This is a genomic window from Pseudomonas sp. PDM13, from assembly GCF_025685765.1.
GTDB lineage: Bacteria > Pseudomonadota > Gammaproteobacteria > Pseudomonadales > Pseudomonadaceae > Metapseudomonas > Metapseudomonas solani.
The window spans coordinates 40662-52562 of record NZ_JAOTQU010000020.1 but is presented as its reverse complement, the minus strand read 5'-3'; the positions used below and the strand labels follow the sequence as shown (position 1 = coordinate 52562).

Annotated in this window: 13 protein-coding genes; 10 read left to right on the top strand and 3 right to left on the bottom strand. The window is 68.0% G+C overall.

Going from position 1 to position 11901, the window contains the following annotated elements:
* Positions 1-24: 24 nt before the first annotated feature.
* Complete coding sequence (locus OEJ36_RS20275) at positions 25-396, top strand: glutathione S-transferase N-terminal domain-containing protein (RefSeq protein ID WP_021216719.1); 372 nt, start codon at positions 25-27, stop codon at positions 394-396.
* Positions 397-400: 4 nt separating this feature from the next.
* Here OEJ36_RS20275 and OEJ36_RS20270 read toward each other — a convergent pair whose 3' ends face one another.
* Positions 401-898 carry a hypothetical protein gene (locus OEJ36_RS20270; protein ID WP_263403097.1) on the bottom strand — a complete coding sequence of 166 codons (498 nt, stop codon included), beginning with the start codon at positions 896-898 and terminating at the stop codon, positions 401-403.
* A gap of 408 nt (positions 899-1306) precedes the next feature.
* On the opposite strand from OEJ36_RS20270, the gene OEJ36_RS20265 reads away from it, so the two are divergent.
* The 9 genes from OEJ36_RS20265 to OEJ36_RS20225 all read left to right on the top strand — a co-directional run bounded on the left by OEJ36_RS20265 (position 1307) and on the right by OEJ36_RS20225 (position 10401).
* Complete coding sequence (locus OEJ36_RS20265) at positions 1307-2578, top strand: amino acid deaminase (protein WP_263403096.1); 1272 nt, start codon at positions 1307-1309, stop codon at positions 2576-2578.
* 77 nt (positions 2579-2655) lie between these two features.
* A complete protein-coding gene (locus OEJ36_RS20260; RefSeq protein WP_263403095.1) occupies positions 2656-4008 on the top strand; it encodes a GntP family permease in 1353 nt (450 codons plus the stop codon).
* A complete protein-coding gene (locus tag OEJ36_RS20255; protein WP_263403094.1) occupies positions 4008-4865 on the top strand; it encodes a MurR/RpiR family transcriptional regulator in 858 nt (285 codons plus the stop codon). The genes OEJ36_RS20260 and OEJ36_RS20255 overlap by 1 nt, the downstream gene beginning before the upstream one ends.
* A 3-nt stretch (positions 4866-4868) precedes the next feature.
* Positions 4869-6323 carry an N-acyl-D-amino-acid deacylase family protein gene (locus OEJ36_RS20250; protein ID WP_263403093.1) on the top strand — a complete coding sequence of 485 codons (1455 nt, stop codon included), beginning with the start codon at positions 4869-4871 and terminating at the stop codon, positions 6321-6323.
* Between the two features lie 12 nt (positions 6324-6335).
* Positions 6336-6728: a RidA family protein gene (locus OEJ36_RS20245; RefSeq protein ID WP_263403092.1), complete on the top strand. Its 393-nt coding sequence runs from the start codon at positions 6336-6338 to the stop codon at positions 6726-6728.
* A gap of 4 nt (positions 6729-6732) precedes the next feature.
* Positions 6733-7638 carry a sugar kinase gene (locus OEJ36_RS20240; RefSeq protein ID WP_263403091.1) on the top strand — a complete coding sequence of 302 codons (906 nt, stop codon included), beginning with the start codon at positions 6733-6735 and terminating at the stop codon, positions 7636-7638.
* A 193-nt stretch (positions 7639-7831) separates the two neighbouring features.
* Positions 7832-9223 (top strand): putative bifunctional diguanylate cyclase/phosphodiesterase, encoded by a 1392-nt coding sequence (locus tag OEJ36_RS20235; protein ID WP_263403090.1) that lies wholly within the window; start codon positions 7832-7834, stop codon positions 9221-9223.
* Between the two features lie 67 nt (positions 9224-9290).
* Entirely contained in the window at positions 9291-9644 is a 354-nt protein-coding gene (locus OEJ36_RS20230; protein WP_263403089.1) for a VOC family protein, read from the top strand.
* Between the two features lie 118 nt (positions 9645-9762).
* Positions 9763-10401: a cell wall hydrolase gene (locus OEJ36_RS20225; RefSeq protein WP_263403088.1), complete on the top strand. Its 639-nt coding sequence runs from the start codon at positions 9763-9765 to the stop codon at positions 10399-10401.
* 6 nt (positions 10402-10407) lie between these two features.
* Here the strand turns inward: OEJ36_RS20225 and OEJ36_RS20220 are convergent, their stop codons facing one another.
* Together OEJ36_RS20220 and OEJ36_RS20215 are read right to left on the bottom strand one after the other, a co-directional pair.
* A complete protein-coding gene (locus OEJ36_RS20220) occupies positions 10408-10902 on the bottom strand; it encodes a DinB family protein (RefSeq protein ID WP_263403087.1) in 495 nt (164 codons plus the stop codon).
* Positions 10903-10942: 40 nt separating this feature from the next.
* The gene (locus OEJ36_RS20215; protein ID WP_263403086.1) at positions 10943-11821 is read right to left on the bottom strand and encodes a LysR substrate-binding domain-containing protein; all 879 of its coding nucleotides are present in this window, start codon (positions 11819-11821) and stop codon (positions 10943-10945) included.
* Positions 11822-11901: the final 80 nt, after the last annotated feature.

Below are 11901 nucleotides of genomic sequence, written 5' to 3'. Positions count from 1 at the left end.
TTTCCGCCGCAAGGGTTACCAACCGTGTTCATCAAGGCACTCCGCATCGGCCTGGGCCAACTGATCATCCTCATCGACCTCGTCACCCGCCCGCGCAAGCTGCGCCGCAGCCCCGAGGCGCAAGCCCGGGTCGAGGAGGAAACCGCCGGCCTCGCCCTCTACCAGTTCCACGCCTGCCCCTTCTGCGTGAAGACCCGCCGCACCCTTCACCGCCTCAACCTGCCGGTGCAGCTGCGTGATGCCAAGAACGACGAAAGCCACCGCGCGGCCCTGCTGGCCGGCGGCGGCAAGGTCAAGGTGCCCTGCCTGCGCATCGACGAAAACGGCGAAAGCCGCTGGATGTACGAATCCAACGACATCATCCGTTACCTCGAAAGCCGCTTCGCCCAGGCCTGATCCGCTAGTTACTACCGCCCGCGCCTCCAGCACCGCCCGCCGCTCCACCCGCAGTGCCCGACCCCGTGGTCGAACTGCCCTGGCCGGTGGTCGGCGCGCCGGGCGCGGCGGTGGAGGTGCCGGGCAACGCCGTCGAACGCCCCTGTCCCGTGGTCGGATTGCCCGGCGCGTTGGTCGGCATGCCCTGCCCCGTCGTCGGTGTACCGGGAGCCGCGATGGAGCTGCCCTGGCCAGGGGTCGGCGAGCCCGGCGCGGTGGCTGGATTGCGCGTGGTAGAGGTCGGCGTCCCCACCGAGCGACCGGAGCCCTCGGCGCCTGGCGTAGCCGCCGAAGACGGCACCCCGGAATTGTTCAACGCCGGCTGCTCGCCCTTGCGTTCGGCCTCCATGTTGGCGCCGATCTGGTCGCGCTCCTGCTCCATGGTCAGGTCCTCGTCATCGGCCAGCACCGCCGTGGAAACGGCGCCGACCAGCAGCAGCAACGGAAGATTCAGCCGTCTCATCTCAACCTCCAGCTCATTCGGCATGACCTAGGGTGGACCCTGGCCAACGGCCGGGCGTTCAGCCAAAAGCATGCGCGCATCCTTGATCTGCAAACCTGGCGCGTCGTTGAGCGCGATACTCACCGCACGATGAGTCCATGAGTCGGCGCTAGCCGGATGCCAGTCGATGTACCGTCTCGCACCGCCAGCGTACCCGACCACCCGAGTTCGAGAATCAGGAACAGCGCAGGTCAGAGAACACGAAGCCACGACAAGGAATCTGGTCCACACCCCGGCAATACGCTGTTTGCCGCAGATCCGCCCGCGTTTCCCCTCCAGCTCCGAGGCTGCAAGGCAGGCCCGCCGGCACGTAGCGGAACGCCGGGAGGTAGTGGTACTTGTTTTCAGCGAACCAAGGAGGAAGACTCGATGGCTGAAAACAAATTTCAAGAACGGCCGCTCGACCCCAACGGCAAAGGCCTCGGTCCGGCGCCCAGCGGCTGCCGCATCACCGACGTTGCGAACCTGGGTTGGGACATCCTCGCCGACGATGTCAGCCTGCCGGTCGCTGTACTGCGCCAGAGCCGCCTCGAACACAACCTGGCGTGGATGAGCCGGTTCATCCGCCATTACGGCGTACAGCTGGCACCCCACGGCAAGACCACCATGAGCCCCGCACTGTTCCGCATGCAGCTCGAACAGGGCGCCTGGGGCATCACCCTGGCCACCGCTCCACAGGTGCAGGCCGCCTACAACCACGGCGTGCGGCGCGTGCTGATGGCCAACCAACTGGTAGGCAAGGCGAACATGACGCTGGTCGCGCACCTGCTCCGGGACCCAGGCTTCAGCTTCTGTTGCCTGGTGGATTCCAGCACCAACGTCGAGGCACTGGGGCGCCACTTCTCCGCCACCGGCCAACGCCTGCGGGTGCTGCTGGAGTTCGGCGTTCAAGGCGGTCGCACCGGTATCCGTGACGAGCGACAGGAAGCCGAGGTGCTCGCAGCCATCGGACGCTGGCCCGGCACCCTCAGCCTGGTGGGCTGTGAAGTCTACGAAGGCGTATTGCAGGACGAGCCCAGCGTTCGGAACCTGCTGCGCCATGTACTGGAACGCACGCGGCAGTTGGCCGCCAGGGGCTGCTTCGACGAGCCCGAGGTGATCCTCTCCGGCGCGGGCTCCGCCTGGTACGACGTGGTCGCCGAAACCTTCGGCGGCCAGGACATCGGCCAGCCCCTGCAGGTGATCCTGCGCCCGGGCTGCTACCTGACCCACGACGAAGGCATCTACCGCGAAGCGGCCCAGCGGATCCACGCCAGCAACACCGTGGCCAGGGAAATGGGTAGCAGCCTGCTGCCAGCGCTGCAGCTCTGGGCCCATGTGCAGGCGCGGCCCGAACCGGGCTTGGCGATCATCGGCCTGGGCAAGCGCGATGCCGCGTTCGATGCGGGCATGCCCCTGCCGGCGCTTCACCACCGCCCTGGACGCGAGGCGCCGCCGGTGGTCGCTCCGGCTGCCTGGAAGATCACGCGGATGATGGATCAGCACGCCTTCCTGGAAATGCCCCCCGACGCTGACCTGCAAGTGGGCGACCTGCTTGCGTTCGATATCTCCCACCCCTGCCTGACCTTCGACAAGTGGCGCCAGTTGCTGCTGGTGGATGACCACTACCGGGTCATCGGCGCGGTGGAAACCTTCTTCTAGCTCACCCCGTGGAACGAGCCGCTTCCCGCCTCATCAGGCGGGGCGGCCGGCCTTTGCCCCGAGAAAAGGAGCACACCATGCCCGCCAGTTCCGGCACCTACCTGCTGATCCATGCATTGCTCGCCATCATCGCCCTGGTGCTGCTGATCGCGCGCTATCGGCTCAACCCCTTCATCGTCATCACCCTGGTGTCCATCGGCCTGGCCCTGACCACCGGCATGCCGGCCCAGGACATCATGGGCGCATACGAGGCCGGCGTCGGCAGGACGCTCGGCCATATCGCGCTGGTGGTGGCCCTCGGCACCATGCTCGGCAAGATGATGGCCGAATCGGGCGGCGCGGAACGCATCGCCCAGACCCTGATCACCCGCTTCGGTGAGCGCAACGCGCACTGGGCCATGGCCGCCATCGCCTTCCTCTGCGGGCTGCCATTGTTCTTCGAAGTGGGCTTCGTGCTACTGGTGCCCATCGCCTTCACCGTGGCCCGACAGGTCGGGGTATCGATCCTGATGACCGGGCTGCCCATGGTGGCCGGGCTGTCAGTGGTGCATGGGCTGGTGCCCCCACACCCGGCGGCCATGCTGGCGGTGGGTGAATACTCGGCGCAGGTCGGCAGGACGGTTCTCTACGCCATCGTTGTCGGCATCCCCACGGCGGCGATCGCCGGGCCCCTCTTCACCCGGCTCGTGGCCCCGCGCATCCAGTTGCCCGCCCACAACCCCATCGGTGAACAACTGCTCGGCTCCGGCAAGCCCGTGGCCTCGCTGCCGGGCTTCGGCATCACCATCGGCACCATTCTGCTGCCGGTGGCGCTGATGCTGCTTGGCGGCTGGGCCGATCAACTGAGCACCCGGGGCAGCGGGCTTAACCAGTTCCTGTCCTTCGTCGGCAACTCGGTGATCGCCCTGCTGATCGCCACCCTGTTCAGCTTCTGGAGCCTGGGTCTGGCCCGTGGTTTCAACCGCGATTCCATTCTCAAGTTCAGCACCGAGTGCCTGGCCCCCACCGCCGCCATCACCCTGCTGGTGGGTGCCGGCGGCGGCCTCAACCGCATCCTCATCGAAACCGGCATCACCACCGAGATCGTCGCCCTGTCGTCCCGCTTCGAGCTCTCGCCGCTGTTGCTGGGCTGGCTGGTGGCGGCATTGATGCGCATCGCCACCGGCTCGGCCACCGTCGCCATGACCACGGCCGCCGGCATCGTCGCCCCCATTGCGCTGGCCAGCGGCTACCCGCACCCGGAGCTGCTGGTACTGAGCACCGGCGCGGGGTCGCTGATTCTCTCCCACGTCAACGATGGCGGCTTCTGGCTGATAAAGGAGTACTTCAACATGACCGTGGTGCAGACCCTGCAGACCTGGACGGTCCTGGAAACGCTGATATCGGTGGTCGCCCTGGCCCTCACCTGCGGCCTGGCCCTGGTGCTGTGATGGACATCCTCTACACCATCCGCAGCCGCCAGGGCCGGCTCAGTGGCAACGCGGCGCGCATCGCCGAGACCGTGCTGCACGACGTGGCCTTCGCAGCCGCGGCCAGCATCGATCAACTGGCGGCCAAGGCCGGGGTGAGCAAAGCCGCGATGTCGCGCTTCGCCCGGTTGATGGACTGCAACGACCTGCGCGACCTGCGACTCAAGCTGGCCCGGGCCTCCCTGGTCGGCCGTCGCTTCCTCGCCGGGGCTGCCACACCGGCGCTGCCTTTCCACGAACAGATCCTGGCAGACGTGGAAGACAGCCTGCGCCGCCATCTCGACGGGCTCGCCCAGGCGCGCCTGACCGCCGCAGTGGATTTGCTGGCCTCCGCCCACCGCCTCTACGCCTTCGGCATGGGCGGCTGCTCCACGCTGCTATCGACCGAGTTCCAGTTCCGGCTGGTGAGGCTGGGCTATCCGGTGTCCACCTACCACGACCCGGTGATGATGCGCATGGTGGCTTCCACCCTGGCGGAGGACGACCTGCTGATCGTGCTGTCGCTCACCGGCACGCCGCCCGACCTGCCGAGCGTCCTGCGCCTGGCCAGGGACTACGGTGCCCGGATACTCGCCCTCACCCGAGCGGACGGCCCCCTCGCCGCGCTGGCCGACATCGTGCTGCCCGTGCACCTGGACGAAACCGAGTTCATCCACAAACCGACAGCCGCCCGCTACGGGATGCTGCTGATCATCGACCTCCTCGCCACCGAGCTCGCCTTGCGCAACGCCGAAGCCAGCCAGGAACTCCTGCGCCGGGTGAAGCTGGCGCTGGACGGCTATCGCCAGGGCGAGGACCGACTTCCGCTGGGGGACTGACACATGAACCACTACGACACACTGATCCGCGACGCACAGGTCATGGACGGCAGCGGGACGCAAGGCTTCGTCGCCGACGTCGGCCTGCTGGACGGCCGCATCACCCTGATCGGTGAGGCCGGCAATGCCACAGCCGAGCGCACCGTCGATGCCGATGGGCTGATCCTGGCCCCGGGCTTCATCGACGTGCACACCCACGACGACCTGGCGCTGATCCGTAATCCGGCCATGCTGCCCAAGCTGAGCCAAGGCGTGACCACGGTGGTAGTCGGCAACTGCGGCATCAGTGCCGCCCCCGTGCGCCTGACCGGCTCTCCGCCGGACCCGATGAACCTGCTCGGGACGGCCGAAGCCTTCTGCTACCCGCGCTTCTCGGACTATCGCGCGGCGGTGGAGCGGGTCCGTCCGGCGGTCAACGTCGCGGCACTGGTGGGGCACACCGCCTTGCGCAACAACCACCTGGACCGCCTCGACCGCAGCGCCACGGAAGCCGAGATACGCGCAATGCGCAGCGAGCTGGCAGCCAGCCTGGCCGAGGGCGCCATCGGCCTGAGCAGCGGCCTGGCTTATGCCTCGGCCCATGCAGCCGACGCCAACGAGGTGCGCCAACTGGCCGAAGAACTGACCCGCTTTGGCGGGCTCTACACCACCCACCTGCGCGACGAGTTCGACGGCATCCTCGGTGCGCTGGACGAAGCGCTCGCGACAGGCCGCCATATCGACAGGCCGGTGGTGGTGTCCCACCTGAAATGCGCCGGTGTCGGCAACTGGGGTCGAAGCGCCGAGGTGCTCGCCCACCTGGACGCCGCCAGCACCGGGCAACCCCTGGGCTGGGACTGCTACCCCTACGCCGCCAGCTCGTCCACCCTCGACCTCAAGCAGGTCACCGACGCCTACGAAATCCTCATCACCTGGTCGGAGCCGCACCCCCACATGGCCGGGCGCACGCTGGTGCAGATCGCTGCCGACTGGGCGCTTCCCCTGCTGGAAGCCGCGCGCCGCCTGCAGCCCGCCGGCGCGGTGTACCACTGCATGAGCGAAGCGGACGTGCAGCGCATCCTCGCCCACCCGCTGACCATGATCGGCTCGGACGGCCTCCCGGAAGACCCGCAACCCCACCCGCGGCTGTGGGGCACCTTCCCCCGCGTGCTCGGCCACTACGCCCAGGATATCGGCCTGTTCAGCATCGAAGAGGCACTGCGCAAGATGACCTCGCTTCCGGCCAACCGCTTCGGCCTGCAGGAGCGAGGCGTGGTCGCCAGCGGCTACTGGGCCGATCTGGTGCTGTTCGACGCCCTGACCCTTTCCGACGTCGCCAGCTACACCGACCCGCAACGCCCTGCCACCGGCATCCACGCCGTCTGGGTCAACGGCACCCTGGCCTATTGCCCGGGCGAGGCCTTCCCAGACAGGGCGGGCCGCTTCCTGGCCCGCGACATCCCCTCCCCCGTGAACTGAAAGGAGCGCCCCATGAGCGAACTCAAACGCTATACCCGCGCCAGCGGCACCGCCGGCCAGCCCATGCCCTTCGCCCGCGCCGTACAGGCCGATGGCTGGCTCCACGTCTCCGGGCAGACGCCCCTCCGCGACGGTGTGCTGGTGGATGGCGGCATCGTCCCGCAAGCCCGCCAGTGCCTGAACAACCTGCTGGAGATACTCGACGAGGCCGGTTATCGACCCGAGCACGTGGTGCGCTGCGGGGTCTGGCTGGATGACCCGAGGGACTTCGGCGCCTTCAACGCGGTGTTCCTCGAGTTCTTCGGCGACCACCCTCCGGCCAGGGCCTGCGTGGTCTCCAGCATGGTCATCGACTGCCGGGTCGAGGTCGACTGCATCGCCTACCGTGCGCCCGAAGGGAGGTAGCCGCATGCGCATCGCCTGCCTTGGAGAATGCATGGTGGAGCTCGCCGGCAATCCGCTGCGGCGCGGCTTCGGCGGTGACACCCTGAATACCGCGCTCTACCTCGCCCGCCTGCTGGCCGGGACGGCGCACCGGGTCGAATACCTCAGCGCCCTCGGCGACGACACCCTGAGCGAGGAGATGGAGCAACGCTGGATCGAAGAAGGCATCGACACCCGGGAAGTGCTACGGCTGCCGGGTCGTCGCCCCGGCCTCTACCTGGTGGAGGTGGACGCGCTGGGCGAACGGCGCTTCCACTACTGGCGCGAAGACAGTGCCGCACGCCACTGTTTCTCCAGCGGCGCCGCACTGGCGCGCTGGGTCGACCGCTCACGCATCGACATGCTCTATCTTTCCGGCATCAGCCTCGCGTTGTTCCCGCAGTCGCGCCGGGAGGAGCTGCTGGCCACGCTCGCCGCGTTCAAGGCCGAAGGGGGTCGGATCGGCTTCGACAACAACCTGCGGCCAGCACTCTGGAGTGCCGCGCAAGCCCGCCCGGTTCACGATCAGGTACTGGCACTGACCGATACCGCCCTGCTGACGCTGGCTGACGAATGCCTGCTGCACGGCACGCTGGGCGCACAGGCAGTTGCTGATCGGGCATTGGGCCTGGGCTGCATGGAAGTGGTGATCAAGCGCGGAGGCGAGCCCTGCCTGGTGGCCACGGCGGAGCAGCGCATCGAGGTCCCCGCCCAACCGGTGGCCCGGGTGGTGGACAGTTGCGCGGCGGGCGATGCATTCGCCGCCGGCTACCTCGCCGCACGCATCCAGCAGCAGCCACTCCGGTTGGCGGCGGAAAGCGGGCACCGCCTGGCTGCAGCCGTGATCCAGCACCCGGGCGCGATCATCCCCCATAGCGCGATGCCCATCTGAGCTGAAACCGAAAACGACGAAGCCGGCCCGGGGGCCGGCTTTGCGGCACCGCGCCGTTCACCGCCAACCCGTTGCTCCAGGTCACTTTCTCCAGCGGCGGCATCGCCATCCCGACGCCCTCGAAAAGCGCCTTCTATAATCCACTCCAGCCTGCAGGGAGCCATGTGGAGAGCAGGCTGTACGGGAACGCCGAATGATTGCGAAATCACGCTTCTTCAAGCGCGTCAGACAGCTCTGGCACGCCGCCGACCTGGTGTCGGTGGCCCAACGCCGCGAGCGGCGCATGCGTTTGCTGGCGAGCTGCGTGATGCTGGTGCTGGGGGTGATCTGGGCGGTGATCTTTGCCCTGCAGGGGTTCTGGGCCATCGTCGCGATGGATGCGGTGCTCATCGTCTCCGGCCTCACCGTGCTGATGCTCACCGTGCGCAACAAGGCCCGCAGCGCCAACCTCATCCTGTTCAGCGTGCTGATCGTGATCATCGCCGGCACCGCCATCGTGCTCGACGTGCCCAATGCCGCCGCGCCCCGTGCCACCCACCTGTACCTGTTACCCCTCACCCTCGCCGCGCTGATGGCGTTCCGCGACGAGGGCCCGTGGCTGCGCTACGGCATCGCCCTGCTGTGCCTGCTCACCTTCACCTGCCTCGCCTCCAGCAACTGGGCGCCCATCCTCGGCTACAGCCTGCCGGACGAGGTGCGCACACCAGGTTCCTGGGGCCAGGCCGGGGCGGCGATGGCGATGTTCTTCGCCCTGCTCCACGTGCTGCAGACCGACGCCGCCGAGCGCTCGGTGCTGGAGCGCGAGCTGCAGGCCGCGCTGCGTGAACAGCAGTTCGAACTCCACTACCAGCCTCAGCTAAACGTTGCCGGCCGGGTGATCGGCGCCGAGGTGCTGATCCGCTGGCGCCATCCGCAGCGGGGCCTGCTGCCCCCCGGCGAGTTCATCGACCACGCCGAGCGCAGCGGGCTGATCATCCCCATCGGCAAGTGGGTGCTGGAACAGGCCTGCGCGCAACTGCGCACCTGGGCGGACGACCCGACCCGCTGCGACCTGTGCCTGGCCGTCAACATCAGCCAGAAGCAGTTCCGCCAGGCCAGCTTCGTGCCCGAAGTCCTGGAGATGCTGCGGCGCTACGGCATGGACGCGCGGCGCCTGGAACTGGAGTTGACCGAGACCGTGCTGGTGCAGGACCTGGAAGACCTGACGCAGAAGATGTCGGTCCTGGTGCAGCACGGCGTGTCCTTCTCCCTGGACGACTTCGGCACCGGCTTCTCTTCCCTCAGCCACCTCAAGCGGCTGCCCCTGGGCAAGCTGAAGATCGACCGCTCGTTCATCTGCGACCTGCTCACCGACGCCAGCAGCGAAGCCATCGTGCGCAGCGTCATTGCCCTGGGCCAGAGCATGGGACTGACGGTGATCGCCGAAGGGGTGGAGACCGAAGCCCAGAAGGACTTCCTCCTGCGCCACGGCTGCGCGCAGTTCCAGGGCTACCTGCTGAGCAAGCCGCTGCCACTGGACGCCTTCCTGGCCTTCACCCAGGCCATCACCGAACGGGAAAACCGCGCGGGCAGCGGCATGTCGTAGGCGCAGCTGGCAAGACGGTTCCGACCCCGGTAAAAAGTGACCTCGAGCCACGCCACCGGAGCCCCCCATGCCGCTCACGCCCTTGCTGCGCTGCCACGACCTGGACGCCACCCGCCGTCACTACCGCGATGCCCTGGGCTTCACCACCCTCGACTCGGCGCACGCGAGCCTCACCGTGCAGCTGCAGGATTGCCGCCTGATCTTCACCGAGCAGGACCTGTGGGCCGCTCCCGTTGCCTGCTCCGGCACTCTCTACCTCGCCGTCGCCGATGTCGCCCGCTACTACGAACAGGTAAAGGGCAAGGCCGAGATCGCCTGGCCCCTGCAGGAGATGGACTACGGCTCGAGGGAGTTCGGCATCCGCGACTGCAACGGCTACACCCTGGCCTTCACCCAGGTCGCGCCCGCCACCGGGGAATGATTGAGCGGCGCCGCAGTCTATCCCTCAAGCGCGGCAAGCCAGACGGCAGCCACGCCGACAACCGCCCCGCCTTGCCCCCAGGGGCGGCCTCGAACGCACAGCGATGGCGAGGTCGATCATGCGCTGGATATCAGGAATGCTCTGCGTCGCCGCCCTGCTGATCGGCGGCCCAACCTTCGCCGGGGAAACCCGGCAAAAAGCCCAGGCGGCGGAAACCAAGGCCGAGGTGCTGGAAGAAAAAGCCGCCAACCAGGCGCCGCTCCCCGCTGGCACCCCGCCCATCACCCGTAGCGAAGCCAAGGCCGTGGACCCGGCCGGCGAAGCACCGCTGGACGACCCCATCACCTGCCTCGCCCGCTCCATCTACTGGGAAGCCAAGGGCGCCCCGGCGCAGGACATGGAGTCGGTGGCCAACGTGGTGATGAACCGCCTCGGCAACGAGCAGTTCCCCAAGACCGTTTGCGCGGTGGTCAAGCAAGGCTCGGAAAGCAAAAGCTGCCAGTTCTCCTGGTGGTGCGACGGCCGCCCCGATGAAGCCGTGGAAGAAGAACGCTTCACCCTCGCCCGCGAAATCGCCCGCAAGGCCCTCAACGGGCAATTGCAGGACCGCACCCACGGCGCCCTGTATTTCCACGATCGCAACGTCTCGCCGTCCTGGGCGAAGAAGTTCACCCGCACGGCACAGACCAAGCGCCTGCTGTTCTACAAGCCGCGCCTCGAACAACCCCTGGCCGGCGCGGAAGACACCCGCCCCTAGGGGCCGTCAGGTGGTTTCCCGGCGCGCCGGCTCGGTGGCGTGTACGAACACCGTGTAGGTGTCCGCCGGGTGCGCCACGCCGGCCAGGTCCAGCGCGTGGGCGATGTTGCCGCGGTGGTAGGTGGCATGGTTCAGCACGTGGAAGAACATCTCCTCGCGGGTCAGCCGGCCCATGCGGCCATCGGTGAAGCGGAAGGTGATTGCCTCGGCGGCGGCGGCAGGCTCCAGCGCCGCCACCTGCTCGGCGTACCACTGGCCGGAAGCGAGCAGCCGGCGCCGCAACACCTCATAGCCCGGCACCGCCTCGGTGTTGGTGGCCGGGTGCGGTTCCGCCGTGCCCATGAGCCGCGCGCGGAACAGGTCCTCGACTATCACCATGTGGTTGAGCTGTTGCAGGGTGAAGGCCAGCGATTCGGGGAAGCGCTCGGCGTCGATGAGGCCGATGGCCTCCAGCGCACGGCGGTCCGCCCAGCACTTGTACTGAAAGGCCTTGGTCAACATCGGGGGTCCTCGGGGTCGGGTGGCTCGGAAACGGGGGTCGTCACATCGGCGATGGAGCTTCGCCTTCGGCGAGCAGCCAGCGGGTGAAGGTCGCGAGCGCAGGTGGCGATTCGGCGGCGGGCCGGGTCACCAGTACATAGCGCTCGCTGAGTTGCGGCAGCGTCGGCCAGGGCGCGCTCAGCCGGCCTTCGCCCAGGTCGTCCTCGACGTAGCGGCGCGGCACCAGCGCCATGCCGAAGCCCGCCTTGGCAGCCTCGATGAGCAAGGCATAGCGATCATAGACCGGGCCCGTGGTGGCGCTGGGCAGGGCCATGCCGGCCAGCTCCGCGTAGCGCGACCAGCCATAGGGGCTCTCGTGCTTGTGCAGCAGCGGCATGCGCGCGTGCACCTCGTCCGCCAGGCGCGGGTGGCAGACCGCGACCATCGGCGCCTCGAACAGCGGCTGCACCTGCATGGAACGCCAGATGGGGTGGTCGTAGTTGATCGCCGCGTGCAAGTCGCTGTCCTCCAGGGTGAAGGGCTGCGTGCGCTCGCGCAGGTTGATCTCGATATCAGGGTGGCGTTGGCGGAAGCGTGCGAGCCGGGGAATCAGCCAGCGGCTGGCCAGGGTGGGGATGACGCCGATCTCCAGGGCGGTACCAGCGGATGTCTCGCTCATCACCTGGCGGGTGTGGCGCTCCATGTCCGCCAGCAGTGTGCGCATCTGCGCCGCGTAGCGGGTACCGGCACTCGAAAGCTCGACCCGGTTGCCCACGCGAAGGAACAGGCGCACCCCGAGGAACTGTTCCAGCTTGGCGATCTGCCGGCTGATGGCGCCTTCGCTCAGCGAGAGTTCCTGCGCGGCCCTGGCGAAGCTCTGGTGGCGCGCGGCAGCCTCCAGGGCGAGCAAGGCGGAGGTGCTGGGCAGGCGTCTGGTCATCGGTGGCCATCCGTGGATCGATGGGGCGACAGGATGACGCATGCGCAAGCTGCCTTGCAAAAAATTCGGTAAGCGTCGGC